General features: G+C 72.2%; 14 protein-coding genes and 1 rRNA gene. 7 read left to right on the top strand and 8 right to left on the bottom strand.

Annotated elements, in window-relative coordinates:
• The first annotated feature begins 182 nt into the window (after window positions 1–182).
• Both IE260_RS04170 and IE260_RS04165 read left to right on the top strand, forming a co-directional pair.
• A complete protein-coding gene (locus IE260_RS04170) occupies window positions 183–770 on the top strand; it encodes a GNAT family N-acetyltransferase (protein WP_189869087.1) in 588 nt (195 codons plus the stop codon).
• A gap of 148 nt (window positions 771–918) precedes the next feature.
• Window positions 919–2,094 carry a winged helix-turn-helix domain-containing protein gene (locus tag IE260_RS04165; protein ID WP_189869086.1) on the top strand — a complete coding sequence of 392 codons (1,176 nt, stop codon included), beginning with the start codon at window positions 919–921 and terminating at the stop codon, window positions 2,092–2,094.
• Between the two features lie 12 nt (window positions 2,095–2,106).
• Here IE260_RS04165 and IE260_RS04160 read toward each other — a convergent pair whose 3' ends face one another.
• The 7 genes from IE260_RS04160 to mtnA all read right to left on the bottom strand — a co-directional run bounded on the left by IE260_RS04160 (window position 2,107) and on the right by mtnA (window position 10,874).
• Window positions 2,107–2,853: a response regulator gene (locus tag IE260_RS04160; RefSeq protein WP_189869085.1), complete on the bottom strand. Its 747-nt coding sequence runs from the start codon at window positions 2,851–2,853 to the stop codon at window positions 2,107–2,109.
• Between the two features lie 215 nt (window positions 2,854–3,068).
• Window positions 3,069–3,761, bottom strand: a complete 693-nt coding sequence (gene hpf / locus IE260_RS04155) for a ribosome hibernation-promoting factor, HPF/YfiA family (protein WP_189869084.1) — start codon at window positions 3,759–3,761, stop codon at window positions 3,069–3,071.
• A 313-nt stretch (window positions 3,762–4,074) separates the two neighbouring features.
• A complete protein-coding gene (locus tag IE260_RS04150) occupies window positions 4,075–5,025 on the bottom strand; it encodes a ComF family protein (protein WP_189869083.1) in 951 nt (316 codons plus the stop codon).
• 122 nt (window positions 5,026–5,147) lie between these two features.
• On the bottom strand, window positions 5,148–6,986 hold the full coding sequence (locus tag IE260_RS04145; RefSeq protein ID WP_189869082.1) for an LpqB family beta-propeller domain-containing protein: 1,839 nt from the start codon (window positions 6,984–6,986) through the stop codon (window positions 5,148–5,150).
• A complete protein-coding gene (gene mtrB, locus IE260_RS04140) occupies window positions 6,976–9,036 on the bottom strand; it encodes an MtrAB system histidine kinase MtrB (protein WP_189869081.1) in 2,061 nt (686 codons plus the stop codon). The genes IE260_RS04145 and mtrB overlap by 11 nt, the downstream gene beginning before the upstream one ends.
• A 1-nt stretch (window position 9,037) precedes the next feature.
• Window positions 9,038–9,727, bottom strand: coding sequence for a two-component system response regulator MtrA (gene mtrA, locus IE260_RS04135; protein ID WP_189869080.1), 690 nt, complete (start codon window positions 9,725–9,727; stop codon window positions 9,038–9,040).
• 4 nt (window positions 9,728–9,731) lie between these two features.
• Window positions 9,732–10,874, bottom strand: coding sequence for an S-methyl-5-thioribose-1-phosphate isomerase (gene mtnA / locus IE260_RS04130; RefSeq protein WP_189869079.1), 1,143 nt, complete (start codon window positions 10,872–10,874; stop codon window positions 9,732–9,734).
• 140 nt (window positions 10,875–11,014) lie between these two features.
• Between mtnA and IE260_RS04125 the strand changes: the two genes are divergently transcribed.
• Genes IE260_RS04125 through IE260_RS04105 form a run of 5 tightly spaced genes read left to right on the top strand, consistent with a single transcriptional unit; the run spans window position 11,015 to window position 16,658 of the window.
• The gene (locus IE260_RS04125) at window positions 11,015–12,388 is read left to right on the top strand and encodes a proline-rich domain-containing protein (protein WP_189869078.1); all 1,374 of its coding nucleotides are present in this window, start codon (window positions 11,015–11,017) and stop codon (window positions 12,386–12,388) included.
• Window positions 12,389–12,392: 4 nt separating this feature from the next.
• Window positions 12,393–13,151, top strand: coding sequence for a DUF4129 domain-containing protein (locus tag IE260_RS04120; protein WP_189869077.1), 759 nt, complete (start codon window positions 12,393–12,395; stop codon window positions 13,149–13,151).
• Window positions 13,148–14,359, top strand: coding sequence for a DUF4350 domain-containing protein (locus tag IE260_RS04115; RefSeq protein WP_189869076.1), 1,212 nt, complete (start codon window positions 13,148–13,150; stop codon window positions 14,357–14,359). The genes IE260_RS04120 and IE260_RS04115 overlap by 4 nt, the downstream gene beginning before the upstream one ends.
• Window positions 14,359–15,348 (top strand): AAA family ATPase, encoded by a 990-nt coding sequence (locus IE260_RS04110; RefSeq protein WP_189869405.1) that lies wholly within the window; start codon window positions 14,359–14,361, stop codon window positions 15,346–15,348. The genes IE260_RS04115 and IE260_RS04110 overlap by 1 nt, the downstream gene beginning before the upstream one ends.
• Window positions 15,348–16,658: a DUF58 domain-containing protein gene (locus IE260_RS04105; RefSeq protein WP_189869075.1), complete on the top strand. Its 1,311-nt coding sequence runs from the start codon at window positions 15,348–15,350 to the stop codon at window positions 16,656–16,658. The genes IE260_RS04110 and IE260_RS04105 overlap by 1 nt, the downstream gene beginning before the upstream one ends.
• A gap of 80 nt (window positions 16,659–16,738) precedes the next feature.
• Here the strand turns inward: IE260_RS04105 and rrf are convergent.
• Window positions 16,739–16,812, bottom strand: a 5S ribosomal RNA gene (gene rrf / locus IE260_RS43350); the annotation flags it as partial.

The raw sequence follows: 16,812 nt of genomic DNA, 5'->3' as shown, positions 1-16,812 counted from the left end.
GGCCTGCCGTGGCGGGGAACCGCGTGCCGTTTCTTCCTGCTTCCGGTCTGCTTTCACTGAGGACAACGTCCGAGGCCGGTGGATGGTGCCGCATCCGCCGACGATTCTCGCGAATTGTGATCACCCGTGCACGCACGGCAAAAGATTGGCGGCCTTCACCCGTCTCCCAGCAGAATCAGCCGATGGACCCCCTCACACTCACCACCGACCGGCTCGTCCTGCGGGCGGTCGGCCCCGGCGACACCGAAGCCGTCCACGCCGCCTGCCAGGACCCCGAGATCCAGCGCTGGACCACGATCCCTTCGCCGTACCTGCCGGAACACGCGCGGAGCTTCACCGGACAGATGGTCCCCGACGGCTGGGCGAACGACTCGGCGTTCACCTTCGGACTCTTCCTCCCCACCGGCGACCTGGTGGGCATGCTCGGCATCACGATGATCACCCTGGGGGTGGGTGAGATCGGTTTCTGGGGCACCAGGGAGCACCGCGGGCACGGGTACATCACCGAGGCCGCCGTCGCCGTGTCCCGCTGGGCCTTCACCCGCCTGGCGATCGACCGCGTGGAATGGCGCGCCGAGGTCGGCAACACGGCCTCCCGCGCGGTGGCGCAACGCGCCGGCTTCACCATGGAGGGCACCTTGCGCTCCGCGATCAGCAACAAGGGCGTACGCCGCGACTGCTGGGTCGGCTCCCTCCTCCCGTCGGACCTGTCCCTCCCGTCGACGGCCCCGTACCTGCCGGCGCGTTCCCGGCCCATGCCGACGCCGTAGCTGCGGGCAGTCGGGCCTCCCCGGAGCGTGAGGGTCCCTCTCGGGGGCCGGCACGGGTGGGCGCGGCGCCACCCCGTCGGCGCCGGGCCCCGCGAACCCACACCGCACCCACCCCGACTGTCAGACCCACCCCCTATCGTGCGGACCTATGACGACCCTCCCGCGCCACGCGACGGAACTCTCGGCGGACGAAGCCCGCCGCATAGCCCTGCGGGCCCAGGGCTTCCTCGGCGCCCCCGACCGCCGCGCAGGCGTCCGCGGCGTCCTCCGCCACCTGGGAGCGGTGCAGCTCGACACCATCTCGGTCCTCGCCCGCTCCCACGAACTCATCCCGTACGCCCGTCTGGGCGCGGTGGGCCGCAAGACGATCGAGAACGCCTACTGGAAGGACACGCACGCCTTCGAGTACTGGTCGCACGCCGCCTGCATCCTCCCGATCGAGGAGTGGCCCCACTTCGCCTTCCGCCGCCGCGCCTACCGCAACCGCCCGCACTGGAACCACCCCCTCCCCGACGGCACGTACGACCAGATCGTCAAGCAGCTCCGCTCCGAAGGCCCCCTCACGGCGACGGAGCTGGGGGGCGCCAAGAAGACCAGCGAGTGGTGGGACTGGTCGGGCACGAAGATCGCCGTCGAGCGGGCGCTGATGTACGGCGAGGTGGTGTGCGTCGAACGCCGCGGCTGGAAGCGCGTGTACGACCTGGCCGAGCGCGCGGTACCTCAGGAACTGCTGCACGACGACCTGGACGACACCGAGTGTCTGCGCCGCCTCGTCCGCCTGGCCGGGCAGTCCCTGGGCATCGGCACGCGCGCGGACATCGCCGACTACCACCGGCTCAAGGGCGAGCAGGTCGACGCCGTGATCGCCGATTCGGGCCTGGTCCCGGTGGTGGTGGAGGGCTGGGGCAGACCGGCCTGGGCGGACCCGGCGGCCCTTCGGACGCCCCCGCGCGGACGGCACCGCACGACGCTGCTGTCCCCCTTCGACTCCCTCATCTGGGAGCGGGCGCGCACTGAGCGGATCTTCGGCTTCAGCCACCGCCTGGAGGCTTACGTCCCCAAGCAGAAGCGGGTGTACGGCTACTTCGCGATGCCGGTCCTGGCCGGCGGCCGGCTGGTCGGCCGGGTCGACCCGGCGCGCGAGGGACGCACCCTGGTGGCCAAGCAGGTCACACTGGACGGCCCGAGGGCGGTGCCGGCGGTGGCCCAGGCCCTGACCGAGGCGGCGACCTGGGTGGACTGCACGGACGTACGCGTGGAGCGGGTCGACGCGCCGGAGCTGCGTGAGCCCCTCGCGAAGGAGCTGGCCCGGCTGCTCGGCTGACCCTCGCGGCCGTCACCGGATTTCGAGGATCTTCTCCCGCATCGCGTACACCACGGCCTCCATCCTGGAGTGCAGCTGCAGCTTCTCCAGGATGTTGCGCACGTGGTTCTTCACGGTGTTCTCGGAAATGAACAGTTCCTTGGCGATGTCCCGGTTGTTCATTCCCGTGGCGACGAGTTTGAGGACCTCCAGCTCGCGGTCCGTGAGCCGCGGGGCGGGGACGAGCCGGCGTTCGTCGGTCCGCTGGATCATCGACTTGAACTCGGTGAGCAGCTTGGACGCCATGGAAGGGCTGATCTGCGACTGCCCGTCGGCCACCGCGCGGATGGCGGTGGCCACCTCGTCGGTCGAGATCTCCTTGAGGAGATATCCGGTCGCGCCCGCCTTGATCGCGTCGTAGAGGTCGGCCTCCTCGTCGCTGATCGTCAGCATGATGATCTTCGCGCTGGGAGCCACCTCCTTGATGGAGGTGCACGCCTCGATGCCGCCCCGTTTGGGCATCCGGACATCCATCAGGACGATGTCCGGCAGCAGGTCGGCGGCCTTCTCCACGGCCTCGGCACCGTCACCGGCCTCCCCCACGACCTGGATGTCCTCCTCGGCCGCGAGCACGATCTCCAGGCCACGGCGGAACAGGGCGTGGTCGTCCACGACCAGGACTCTGATCGGCTCCTTGCGTGCAGAGCCCGCGTCCGGGCCCATGCCGACGACGCCACCGTCGGCGTCCTCGTCCCGCATCGGTCCGAAGCTGTCCGCCATCGTTCCTCCCCCTGAAGGCTGTGGCCGGTGGTCCTGAGCCATCGCCAACCCAAGGCGCCGACCCACCGGTTGGGTCGTTGCCGCCATGATTTCATGCCCGGCCGGCACCGGGGTGACAGAGCGGGCCGCCGAGTGGTCGCACACCGTGGCACACCGGTGCCCCTGGGGGCGCACACGCGCTCCAGGGGCACCGGTTCCGCTGTCATCCGGCGTCGTCAGCCGCCGAGCGCACCGCCCGCCTCGGGAGAGCGCGCATCGGTGACCATCGTGTCCGTACTGAGGTGAATCACGCCGTAGTCGTAGGCGTGCCGCCGGTAGACGACACTGGGCTCCTTGGTCTCGGAGTCGACGAACAGATAGAAGTCGTGCCCGACCAGCTCCATCTCGTAGAGCGCCTGGTCGAGGGTCATCGGTGCCGCCACGTGGGTCTTCTCGCGGACGACGAGGGGGCCTTCGCCCTGGACCTCGAGCGAGCCGATCTTCTTGGTGGGCACACCGGCCTGCTGCTCCTGCGAGGCGACGTCACCGTTCCCGTTGAGCGTAGCCGCGCCCGGGACGTGGTGGGGGACCTCAGCTGCCGAGATCCTGCGCGCGCCGCGTCGCGAGAAGCGCTTGTCGTGCTGCTTGCGCAGCCGGGCGTCGAGCTTTTCCGCCGCCAGGTCGAGCGCCGCGTACGGATCGCTCGCCGCTGCCTCCGCCCGGATCACCGGACCGCGGGAGCGGAGCGTGATCTCCACTCGGTCACAGCGGTCGGCCTGTCGGGGGTTGGGCTCCTTGGACACCTCGACGTCGAGGCTGATCACCTTGGCATCGAGCCTCTGGATCTTCTCCAGCTTCAGCTTCTCGGCCACGTGCTTGCGGAACCGCTCGGGCACCTCGGTCTTGCGGCCCTTGACGACGATGTCCACGCAGAACTCCGTTCCCGGATCGCTCCGCTCGGTCGGCGGAGCATCTCCCTTTTGCACCCGGTTCCGGTAAGCGCCGGAACCCCGGACTCGGTGACTTCCACCTCCTCCCCCATGGGCGGGATCTCCACTCCACCGGTGCGGGTGAAGACGGAAATACCCGCAGCACGGCATTCGGATACGAGAGGTGTGGCCTGCGGCTTTGCCTCACAACCGAACATATCTCGCCCGGACGGATGTCGTCACCCTCTACTGCGGCGTACCTCCGTTCCGGTGAATTGGCCCTCTCATTGTCTGCAACGTCATAAGTTCTTGGTCAGTTCCGGTTTATTTCGAAAGAGTCCGGTGATGCCGCGACGACGGCCGCGCAGATCACTTCACGGATCACGTCACCGCCTCCGGGCCCCGCCATTCCCGGCCCTTCCGGTTCCCGGGCCGCTGCCTCCGGCGTTTCTCCTGCCTTCCGTTCCTCTCTGCCTTCCCAGACGGCCGACGGATACACAGCCGTTCTCGCCGAGTTGTACGTGCCCGGCCCCGTCGGCGGTTCAGACGGGGGCGCCATGTCCACGATCGCCTCCGTCCTCGCCGCCCGCACGGCACGTGCCGCCTCCGTGAGGGACGCCCCGGTCGTCATGAGGTCGTCGACCAGGACGACGGGACCACCGCGGCTGAGCAGCGAGGCGCCGCCGGGAGCGACCGCCAGCGCGCCCGTGAGGTTGTCCATGCGCTGCCGGGCGCCGAGCCCCGACTGGTCGGCCACGGCGTGCCGCTGCCGCAGGACGGCGAGCACCCGGGCGGGCGTCCCGGTCCGCCGCAGCTCACCCGCCGCCGCGAGGGCGATCCGCCGCGCCGGATCGTGGCCGCGCGCCCGCACCGCCCGCCGCGAGGAGGGCACGGGCACGAGCAGTACGGGCCCGAGCCGGCCCGCGGGCCCCGTACCGTCGTTCCCCACCCGAGCGCCTCCCGTCCACACCTCCCGGAGCCCCGCCCGCACCGCCCCCGCCAAGGCGGTGCCGAGCGGCCCGGCGAGGGCCAGTACACCCCGCTCCTTGTGGGCCAGCAGCACGGCCCGCACCTCGTCCGCGTACCGGGCCGCCGCATGCACCACCGGCAGTCCGGGCGGCTCCGGCACCGGTCGCACCCGGCGCGGTGCGGCCCCGCTCAGAGCCGTACGGCACTCCGGGCAGAGCACCGTGCGAGCCCTGCCGCAGCCCCCGCACTCGGCCGGCAGCACCAGGTCGGTGAGGTCCTGCCACCAGCCCCGCATGGCCACCACTGTGCCAACGCCCGCACAGGCCCGCCAGGGCTGTGGACAACGCCCTGTGGAAAACTCCACGCGCCGGTCACCGCGCATCCCCACACGGGTGAACGCCCGTGTGGGCGCGCACCTCACCCCGGATAGACCGGCGCCGTCCCCTCCGTCACCTTCTGCCACTGCATCCCGGACGGCAGCCGCACGATCGCGTCCTCCGAATACCCCACCAGCGGCAGCCGGTCGTCCTCGGACGCGGCGATCTCCTTCACCCCGGTGAGCGCGGCGGGCACCGACGCCTCCGGGGTGGAGCCGTCGACCTGGACGTACCCGATCTGCTGCACGCCCCCTCGCTCGCGTCCGACCACCACGAGCCGGCTGTCGCCGGCCCACGACATGGCCGTGACCTCCTCCAGCTCGGGGGTCGCGGAGCGCAGTTCGACGACGGTGACGGCCGGCCGTTCCGTGGCCTTCTCGTCCCGTTCGATCCGCCCGATGAGCAACGACCGCTTGTCGTCCTTCTCCACGATCAGCGCGATCCGCACCCCGTCGGCGGCCACCCGCACGGCCTGGACCCGTCCGTCCAGACCCGGTGTCCGCACCTCGACCGGCTCGCCCGCGCCCTCGCTCAGCATCAGCAGCCGCGGGTCGGCCGGGTCGCGGTCGGCGATCCACAAGTCGCCCTGCGCGTCCCAACTGGGTGCCGTCAGCCGGGCCTCCTCCGTCTTGCCCCCGCTGACCAGCACCGGGTCACCGAGCGAACCGCCCGACACCAGCGACCCGACGTACAGCGACTTGCCGTCGAGGCCGACCCCGGCCGCCGTGTGCTCGTCGCGGGACACCGCCACCGACCGCAGGGCCGTACCGCCCTCCCCCAGCGCCCCGGGCACGGGCTCGGCCCTGGTGGCGTTGCTGCCCGCGGCGATCCGCACCAGGCGGTGCTCGTCGTCGACGAAGTACAGGTAGTCGGGGTGCTGCGCCGAGCCACGCGCCGCGACCGCCTCCGCCCGGCCCTCGGTGAGCGAGCACAACTGCCTGCCGCCCGACCTCAGCTCCACCTCGTCCAGCACCGGGGAGAGGCTCTGCAGCGTGAACAGCAGCTGGGCTGCGATCTCGTCGCACTGGTCGGCGTCGACCCGGGCGGCCCTGTCGTTCAAGGGCACCGTCAGCTTGTTGCTGTCGTCGGGGGTCAGCGAGGCACCCTTGGCCAGCGCCGTACCGGTGGGAAAACTCGACCTGACCACGGGCCGGAGCAGACTCGTCGGCCCGCTGATCAGGGAACGCACCACCTGTGTCATCGGATCCACCCGCCGGCGCACGTAGACGGGATCGGCGACGGCCGCCGGCTGCCCGCTCGTCCCCGCCTCGGCCTTCGACGCGGTGTTCGAGGCGAAGTAGTACTTGTTGACGGACATGTAATTGCGCTGGAAGTCCGACTTGCCCATGACGACGCCCTGCGGCAGCACATCGATGCGCCACTGCCTGCTCTTGCCGTCCCGCGAGAGGTGCACCGACTTGCGGTAGTCCCCGTCCGCGGGCGCGTACGACTGCTGCGCGTCCACCGTGGCGACCCTGGTGCCGGTCAGCGTCACCGAGTAGTCGTCGCCCTCCTCGCGGCCGCCCGAGTGGTCGGACTCGGTACCCGGCCCGCCCGCGAGGACGGTCGTGGACAGCTCCGGCCGCCAGGTCTTCGCGGCCTCGCCGGTCAGGTACTTGCGCGCCGTCTCATAATGCGGGTCGTCGCTGGTCAGGGCCTCCAGGAAGCCCTGCACGATCTCCGCGGGCGGTGCGTCCTCCCGCGGCGGCATCGCGAACACCCGCACCTGCGGATCCTGCCGCGGCGTGGACTCCACGCCCCGCAGATCCCCGCTGTCGGGCATGGACGCGCACCCCGTCAGCAGTACGACGCCACAGGCGGCGTACGTCACCGCGCGCGCCGGTCGCCGCCGACGGCCCCCCTCGCGGTCAACGCCCACGAAATGCCTCCCCTTGCCTGCTCGAGTCGTCCGTCACGGCGTCCTCGCGGCCCGCCGCCTCCGGCGCGGGTGCGTCGTCCTGCCTCCGGGCGCCCGAAACGGACCGCGGCACCACGCGCGCGCCGTTGCCGGGCAGTGCCGTCGGGTCGGCCGTGGGGACCATGGCGGCCGGCCGCGGCGGAATCGGGTCCCGGGCCGGCGCCGGGGGTGCGTGACCCACCGACGACTGCGCCGGGACGGTGACCGCCCGGTCCCCGCCGTGCGGCAGACCGGCGTCGTTGAGTCCGCGATTGCGCCGCGAGTCCGTGGGCTCCAGCGGTATCGGCGAGCCCCGCAGCGGCTCGTCCGCCGTCCTGGGCAGCGTCAGCCGGAACTGCGAGCCGCCGCCCGGCTCGCCCCAGGCCTGCAGCCAGCCGCCGTGCAGCCGCGCGTCCTCCAGGGCGATCGACAGTCCCAGGCCCGTACCACCGGTGGTACGCGCGCGTGCCGGATCCGCCCGCCAGAAACGGCTGAAGACCCGGGTCGCCTCGCCGGGCTTGAGGCCGACGCCGTAGTCGCGCACCGCCACGGCGACCGCGCCGCCGGCCGCGGCCAGCTTGACGACCACGTCCCTGCCCTCACCGTGCTCGACGGCGTTGACGACGAGATTGCGCAGGACCCGCTCCACCCGCCGGGCGTCGGCCTCGGCGACGACCGGCTGCTGGTCGCCCACCACGCGTATCCGGGTGCCCTTGCGCTCGGCGAGCGGCTCGGCGCCGCTGACGACCCGCCGTACGACCTCCCTGAGGTCTATCGGCTCCGCCTCCAGCGCCGCCGCGCCCGCGTCGAAGCGGCTGATCTCCAGCAGGTCCGCGAGCAGCGTCTCGAACCGGTCCAGCTGGTCGGCGAGCAGCTCCGCCGACCTCGCGGTGACGGGATCGAAGTCCACGCGCGCGTCGTGGATGACGTCGGCGGCCATCCGCACGGTCGTCAGCGGCGTACGCAGCTCGTGCGACACGTCGGAGACGAAGCGCCGCTGCATGCGCGACAGGTCCTCCAGCTGGTTGATCTTCAGCTGGAGGTTCTGCGCCATCTTGTTGAAGGCCTCCCCGAGCCGAGCGATGTCGTCCTCGCCGGTGACCTTCATCCGCTCCTGCAGGCGCCCCGCGGACAACCGCTCGGCGATGCTCGCAGCCATCCGCACGGGCGTGACCACCTGACGCACGACGAGCCAGGCAATGGCCCCGAGAAGGACCACGACGAACACCCCGGCCGTCGCCAGCGTGCCCTTCACCAGGCTCAGGGACTTCTCCTCCTGCGTGAGCGGGAAGAGGTAGTACAGCTGGTACGGCTCACCGTTCGGGTCGTTGATCTGCTTGCCGATGACCAGGGCCGGCTGGGAGTCCTTGTCGGAGTTGTAGTGGATGCGGGTGTAGCGCTGGGCCGCCGCCGTGCTGCCGTCGATCCGCTCCCGCAGGTCCTCCGGCACGCTGGCCGACGGATCGACCAGGCCGGAGGCGCGCGGGCCGCGTCCGCTGCCGCTGTCGCCGCCCACGGGGAGCGTGACCACGTCGAAGGCTCCCTGGCCACCGCTGGAGAGCGACTTGACCAGGTCGCTCATCCACTGGATGACGTTCTGCGAGGGACGTCCGTCCACCGGGGTGCCCTCGTCGCCGGTCGTGCTCGCCGCTTCCTCGGCCTTCTGCTTGGCCACCGCGAACCCGCCGACGGCCTGGCTCTGCGACGCCTTCACCTTGGCGTCCAGCAGGCCGTTGCGCACCTGCCCGATCACCACGAAGCCGAGCAGCAGCACCACACCCAGCGACATCAGCAGCGTGGTGACGACGACCTTGAGCTGGATGTTGCGCCGCCACAGCCGCATGACGGGCAGCAGCGGCCGGCGCACCCAGCGCATGAACAGCCGAAGCACCGGGCTGCCCTGCACCCCGCCGTGCAGCAGCCCGCCCTCCAGCAGACGCCCCCAGCGTGATCCTCCGGGCCCCCGGCCGACAGGCCGCCCGGCGCGGGCCCCGGACCGGCCGGGCGCCGAAGCGGCACTGTCCCTGCTCATGTCAGCTCGGCCCCGCCTTGTATCCGACACCACGAACGGTCACCACGATCTCCGGCTTCTCCGGGTCCTTCTCGACCTTGGAGCGCAGCCGCTGCACGTGCACGTTGACCAGCCGGGTGTCGGCCGCGTGCCGGTAGCCCCAGACCTGCTCCAGCAGTACCTCGCGCGTGAACACCTGCCACGGCTTGCGGGCCAGTGCGACCAGCAGGTCGAACTCCAGCGGCGTCAGCGCGATCGCCTGCCCGTCCCGCTTCACGGAGTGACCGGCCACGTCGATGACCAGGTCACCTATGGCGAGCTGCTCCGGAGCCGGCTCCTCGGACCTCCTGAGCCGCGCCCGGATCCGGGCCACCAGCTCCTTCGGCTTGAACGGCTTCACGATGTAGTCGTCGGCACCCGACTCCAGACCCACCACGACGTCGACGGTGTCGCTCTTCGCCGTCAGCATCACGATCGGCACACCCGACTCCGCCCTGATCAGGCGGCAGACCTCGATGCCGTCCCGTCCGGGCAGCATGAGGTCGAGCAGCACCAGATCGGGCTTGGTCTCCCGGAAGGCGGCCAGCGCCTTGTCGCCGTCGGCTACGAAAGACGGCTCAAAACCCTCACCACGCAGCACAATGCCGAGCATCTCGGCCAGTGCGGTGTCGTCGTCGACGACAAGGACTCGTCCCTTCATAAACGACATCATCCCATTAGCTAATCGTTACCTGGCGTGACCTGGCACACAGCTCGGCAAGCGCCTCGGCCGTCACGGGCGAGACCGCGCCCTCCTCGGTGACTATCGCCGTCACCAGCTCCGGCGGTGTCACGTCGAACGCCGGGTTGTACGCCTGGGTCCCCAGGGGCGCCACCGGAATCCCCCCTCCCGCTCCTGCCACCGGCACCTGAGGTGCCGTGACCTCGGTCACTTCGTACCCGGGGCGCTGTTCGACCTCGATGGACGCCCCGTCGGGCGTGTCCGGGTCCACCGTCGTCACCGGCGCCACCACGATGAACGGCACGTGGTGGTACCGCGCGAGCACCGCGAGCGGATAGCTCCCCACCTTGTTCGCCACCGACCCGTCGGCGGCGATGCGGTCGGCCCCGACCAGCACCGCGTCCACCTCACCGGCCGCGAACAGCGAACCGGCCGCGTTGTCGGTGAGCAAGGTGTACGCCATGTCGTTGCGGGCCGCCTCGTACGCCGTCAGGCGAGCACCTTGCAGCAACGGACGCGTTTCGTCCACCCACAGGCGCCGAAGCCGCCCGGCCCGGTGCGCGGCGAGCGCCACCGCGAACGCCGTTCCCTCACCTCCCGACACCAGCGATCCGGAGTTGCAGTGCGTGAGCACGCGGTGCCCTCCGCCGGGCAGCAGCTCGTCCAGCAGCGCCAGGCCGTGCCCGGCCATGCGGGCACTGGCCTCGGCGTCCTCCCGGTGCAGCGTCCGCGCGGCGGCCAGCGCGGCCTGCGCGGCCTGCCGGACGTCGCCGGTCCTGGCCAGTGCGTCCCTGTGGGCCGCCTGGGCCCGGCGCACGCCGACGGCGAGGTTCACCGCGGTGGGCCGGGCGCCCGCCAGGGCGGTCGCTGCCTCCTCCACGTCGAAGCCCCGCACGGCCGCGAGCGCGACACCGTAGGCGCCCGCGATGCCGAGCAGCGGCGCCCCGCGCACGGCGAGCGAACGGATCGCCTCCACCAGCGCGGACGCGTCCGTGCAGACCAGCTCGACCTCCTCGGCCGGAAGCCTCGTCTGGTCCAGCAGGACCAGCACCGGGCCTTCGGGGGGTTCCTCCCAGCGCAGGGCCGGGATCTCTGACAGCCGCTTGTCCTCACCGAATTGCGCGTACTGATCAGCCATGCGGTCAGTCTGCCCCCTATCCGACGGACAATTGAAGGTGCGCAGCCCGTACCGCGCCCGGTCCGCAGCCGACCACCCCATGGCACGATGGCTGCCAACCTGCCGCCGCGACCGCGGTCGGGCACCGTGAAGGAGCGACGATGAACGACACTCCGGGCTGGGCCTCGCCCGGATCCGCCCCGTCCGACGGGCGGGAGCCCGGCGCGTCCGGCCCCACCGAACCCGCCGACCGCCCCGGCACCGACCGGCCCGCGCAGCCCGCGGACCAGCCGGGCGCGGAGCCGGCGAACCCCGGCACGAAGTGGTCCAAGGAGCAGCCGCCCCCCGGCCAGTGGTCGGCGCCCACCGGTCCTGCCGCCCCCGGCCAGGCCCCGCCTCCCGCACCGCCCGGTTCCGGCTGGGGCACCCCTCCCCCCGGGCACCCCGGCGCCCCGGGCGGCTACGGCGGTCAGGGCGGCGGCTACGGCGGCCACGGCACCCCCGGTGGATACGGCGGCTGGGGCAGCGGCTGGGGCGGCCCCCCGCCCGCCGCCAAGCCGGGCGTCATCCCACTGCGCCCGCTCGGCGTCGGCGAGATCCTCGACGGCGCGGTCTCCACCATGCGCACCTACTGGCGCACGGTCCTCGGGATCGCGCTGACCGTCGCCGTCGTCACGGAGATCGTCGTCGTGCTGCTCCAGGGCTTCGTCCTGGACGACACCAGCAGCGAGGCCCTGGACGACCCCAACGCCACCCTCAGCGAACTCGGCGACGCCCTGGCCGACACCACGATCAACTCGGGCGTCATCTTCCTGATCTCCCTGATCGGGACCGTGGTGGCCACCGCCCTGCTGACCACCGTCACCAGTCGTGCCGTGCTCGGCAGGCCCGTGACCACCGGCGAGGCGTGGCGGGACGCCCGTCCCCAGGTGGCGAAGCTGTTCGGCCTGATCCTCCTGCTGCTGCTGATCGTCGCCGGCATCCTCACGGTCGGCATGCTGCCCGGCTTCGCCGTCTCCGCCACGGCGGGCGGCGAGGCGGGTGTGGCCCTGACCGTCCTGGGCTTCATGGCCGCAGCCGTCGTCACGGTGTGGCTCATGGTGCGCCTCTCCCTGGCATCCCCCGCGCTGATGCTGGAGAAGCAGGGCATCAAGAAGGCCATGAGCCGCTCCACCAAGCTGGTGCGCGGCTCCTGGTGGCGGGTCTTCGGCATCCAGCTGCTCGCGACGATCATCGCGAACGTCGTCGCGTCGATCATCATCATCCCCTTCACCTTCCTCGCCGCTGCCCTCAGCGGCGACGGTGTCAGCGGCTTCCTCGACGGCAGCGGCGACCTCGGCTGGACGTTCCTCGTCGTCAGCGGCATCGGCTCGGTGATCGGCTCCATGATCACCTTCCCGATCACCGCGGGCGTCACCGTGCTGCTCTACATCGACCAGCGCATCCGCCGCGAGGCCCTCGACCTCGAACTGGCCCGCGCCGCGGGTGTCCAGGGCCCCGCCTCCGGCGCCCCCGGCACCACCCCGGGGAGCTGATGCGGTGAGCCCGGCGGGGGGAGTTCTCACAGAGGTGCTGCCACGCGCGGCCGTACGCACGCTGCTGCGCGCCGGCGACACCTCCGTACTGTCGCTTCCGCGCTCCGACGACGAACCGCCGGTGACGATCCCGCGCGACCCCGCCCGGGAAGCGGCACGGCGCGAACTGTCCAAGCGCATGTACCACGAGAACGACCCCAGCTGGTTCCAGCGCGCCCTCAACGCCTTCTGGGACTGGGTCGACAAGCTGTTCAGCGCCGCATCCACCGCGACGCCGGGAGGAACCCTCGGCCTGGTCGTCATCGTCGTGGCCGTACTGGCGGTCCTGGGCGCCCTCTGGTGGCGACTGGGCACCCCGCGCCGCCGCCCCGTCTCCTCCCCCGCCCTGTTCGACGACCGCCCCCGCAGCGCCGCCGACCACCGCGCCGCCGCCGAGGCACACGCGGCCCAGGGCCACTGGAGCCAGGCCGTCCAGGAACGCATGCGCGCCATCGTTCGCGCGCTGGAGGAACGCGCCCTCCTCGACATCCGCCCCGGCCGCACCGCCGACGAGGCGGCCGCGGAGGCGGGCCGCTCCCTGCCCGACCACGGGGACCGGCTGCGCGCCGCGGCCCGGGACTTCGACGACGTCACGTACGGCGGCCGGGCGGGGTCCGAGCAGGCGTACCGCCGCCTCGCCGACCTCGACAGCGACCTGGAACGCAGCAAGCCGCACCTGGCCGACAGGGCCGACCGGAACACCCGCCAGGGAGCCGCCGGATGACCACCGAGGCCACGCTCCCCACCACCTCGGCCTCGCCCACAGGACGCCGGCTGTGGACACGCGCGCGAGGCATCGCCCTCGCGCTCGTCCTGCTGCTCGCCGCAGCCGTCGCGATCGCCGTCGTCCGCTCCGACGCCCGGCACGGCGAGCTCGACCCGCGCTCCGCCGACCCCTACGGCAGCCGGGCCGTCGCCGAGCTCCTCGCCGACCGCGGCGTCTCCACGCGCGTGGTCACCACCCTGGCCGACGCCCGCGCCGCGACCGGACAGGACACCACACTCCTCGTCGCCGTGCCCGACCGCCTGACGCAGCGCCAGCAGACCGAACTGCGCTCCGCGACCGCCGGCTCCGGCGGCCGTACCGTCCTCGTGGCGCCCGGCAGCACCTCCGTCGAGCAGCTCGCCCCCGGCGTCACGGCCGACCCCGCACTCAGCATCGAGTCGACACTGGCCCCCGACTGCGACCTGCCCGCCGCCCGCCGCGCGGGCACCGCCGACACAGGCGGCATCCGCTACACCAGCACCCACCCCGGTGCCGACGCCTGCTACCCCAGCCAGCGCCTGGCCACACTGCTGCGCCTGCCCGACACCTCCGCAGGACCGGCCGAGGAGACCCCCGCAGGGGACACCGTCGTCCTCGGCGCACCCGACATCCTCTACAACAACCACCTCGACGACCACGGCAACGCCTCGCTCGCCCTGCAACTCCTCGGCTCCCGCCCCCACCTGGTCTGGTACCTCCCCTCGCTCTCCGACGCCCCCGCCCCGGACGACGAACGCAGCTTCTTCGACCTGCTCCCCTCCGGCTGGCTCTGGGGCACCCTGCAGCTCTTCGTCGCCGCAGCCCTCGCCGCCCTGTGGCGGGCACGGCGACTCGGCCCCCTGGTGCCGGAAAAACTCCCCGTCGCGGTCCGCGCCTCCGAAACCGTGGAAGGCCGCGCCCGCCTCTACCGCAAGGCGGGCGCCCGCGACCGCGCGGGCGCCGCTCTTCGCTCCACCACCCGCACCCGCCTCGCCCCCCTCGTAGGCGTCCCCGTGGCCCAGGCACACACGCCCGAGGCCCTGCTCCCCGCGCTGTCCGCCCACCTCCGAGGTGACCGGCAGCCCCTGCACACCCTCCTCTTCGGCCCGCCGCCCAGCGACGACGCGGCACTCATCGCCCTCGCCGACCAACTCGACGCCCTCGAAAGAGAGGTACGCCGTCCATGATGGACCCGACCACTGACAACGCCGGGCAGACCGGCGACCCGGGCAACGCCCGCGCCGCCCTCGAAGCCCTGCGCGCCGAGATCGCCAAGGCCGTGGTCGGCCAGGATCCCGCCGTGACCGGCCTCGTCGTCGCCCTCCTGTGCCGCGGCCACGTCCTCCTCGAAGGCGTCCCGGGAGTCGCCAAAACCCTCCTCGTCCGCGCCCTCGCCGCCGCCCTGGAGCTCGACACCAAGCGCGTCCAGTTCACCCCCGACCTGATGTCGAGCGACGTGACGGGCTCGCTCGTCTACGACGCCCGCACCGCCGAGTTCTCCTTCCAGCCCGGCCCGGTCTTCACCAACCTCCTCCTCGCCGACGAGATCAACCGCACGCCCCCGAAGACCCAGTCGTCCCTCCTCGAAGCGATGGAGGAACGCCAGGTCACGGTCGACGGCACGCCCCGCCCGCTCCCCGAGCCGTTCCTGGTCGCGGCGACCCAGAACCCTGTCGAGTACGAAGGCACCTACCCCCTCCCGGAAGCTCAACTGGACCGCTTCCTCCTCAAGCTCACCGTCCCCCTCCCCTCCCGCAAGGACGAGATCGACGTCCTCACCCGCCACGCCTCCGGCTTCAACCCGCGCGACCTCCGCGCCGCCGGCGTACGCCCCGTCGCGAACGCAGCTGACCTGGACGCCGCCCGCGCCGCGGTCGCCAAGACCACGGTCTCCCCGGAGATCACGGCCTACGTCGTCGACATCTGCCGAGCCACCCGCGAATCGCCGTCCCTCACCCTCGGCGTCTCCCCGCGCGGAGCCACAGCCCTGCTGGCGACCTCCCGCGCCTGGGCCTGGCTGACGGGCCGCGACTACGTCACCCCCGACGACGTGAAGGCCCTGGCCCTCCCCACGCTCCGCCACCGCGTCCAGCTCCGCCCGGAGGCCGAGATGGAGGGCGTGACCGCCGACTCCGTGATCAACGCGATCCTCGCCCACGTCCCGGTCCCCCGCTGATGGCACTCACCGGACGCGCCGCACTCCTCGCGGCCCTCGGCTCCCTCCCCGTCGGCATCTGGGACCCCGGCTGGACCGGCATCCTCGCGGTCAACGCACCCCTGGCCGCGGCCTGCGCCTGCGACTTCGCCCTGGCCGCTCCCGTACGCCGCCTGCGCCTGTCCCGCTCCGGCGACACCTCCGCCCGCCTGGGCGACACCGCCGACGTCACCCTCACGGTCACCAACCCGTCCGGCCGGCCGCTCCGCGCCCATCTCCGCGACGCCTGGCCGCCCAGCAGCTGGCAGCCCGGCACGGAGTCCACGGCGTCCCGCCACCGCCTGACGGTGCCGCCCGGCGAACGCCGCCGCGTGACGACCCGTCTACGCCCCACCCGACGCGGCGACCGGCAGGCCGACCGCGTCACGATCCGCTCCTACGGCCCCCTCGGTCTGTTCGCCCGCCAGGGCACGCACAAGGTCCCCTGGACGGTACGCGTCCTGCCCCCCTTCGCCAGCCGCAAGCACCTGCCCTCCAGACTGGCCCGTCTCCGCGAACTGGACGGCCGCACCAGCGTGCTGACCCGCGGCGAAGGCACCGAATTCGACAGCCTGCGCGAGTACGTCCCCGGCGACGACACCCGCTCCATCGACTGGCGCGCCACAGCCCGCCAATCCACCGTCGCCGTACGCACCTGGCGCCCCGAACGCGACCGCCACATCCTGCTCGTCCTCGACACCGGCCGTACCTCGGCCGGACGCGTCGGCGACGTCCCCCGCCTCGACGCGTCCATGGACGCGGCCCTCCTCCTGGCCGCCCTGGCATCCCGCGCCGGCGACCGTGTCGATCTCCTCGCGTACGACCGCCGGGTACGCGCCCTCGTCCAGGGCCGGACGGCAGGGGACATGCTCCCCGCCCTCGTCAACACCATGGCGACGCTCGAACCCGAACTCCTCGAAACCGACGCCCGCGGCCTGACCGCCACCGCACTCCGAACGGCCCCACGCCGCTCCCTGATCGTGCTGCTCACGACACTCGACGCAGCCCCGATCGAAGAAGGCCTGCTTCCCGTTCTCCCGCAACTGACCCAGCGCCACACGGTGCTGCTGGCATCGGTGGCCGACCCACACGTGTCCCGGATGGCGGAGGCCCGCGGAACCACCGAGGCCGTCTACGACGCTGCCGCAGCCGCACAGGCACAAGCAGAACGCCACCGCACCGCGGAACAACTCCGCCGGCACGGCGTCACGGTCGTCGACGCAACACCGGACGAACTGGCCCCCGCCCTGTCCGACGCATACCTGGAACTGAAGGCCGCAGGACGTCTGTAAAAGGCGGGGCCACCAGGGGCCCCGCCCCTGAAAACGCAGAAAACCCCGCACCGAAAGGTGCGGGGTTTTCTCCAAAAATTGTTCGGCGGCGTCCTACTCTCCCACAGGGTCCCCCCTGCAGTACCATCGGCGCTGTAAGGCTTAGCTTCCGGGT

It is taken from the genome of Streptomyces viridiviolaceus (genome assembly GCF_014650995.1).
Classification (GTDB): Bacteria; Actinomycetota; Actinomycetes; order Streptomycetales; family Streptomycetaceae; genus Streptomyces; species Streptomyces viridiviolaceus.
This window is presented reverse-complemented; position numbering and strand designations above follow the sequence as displayed.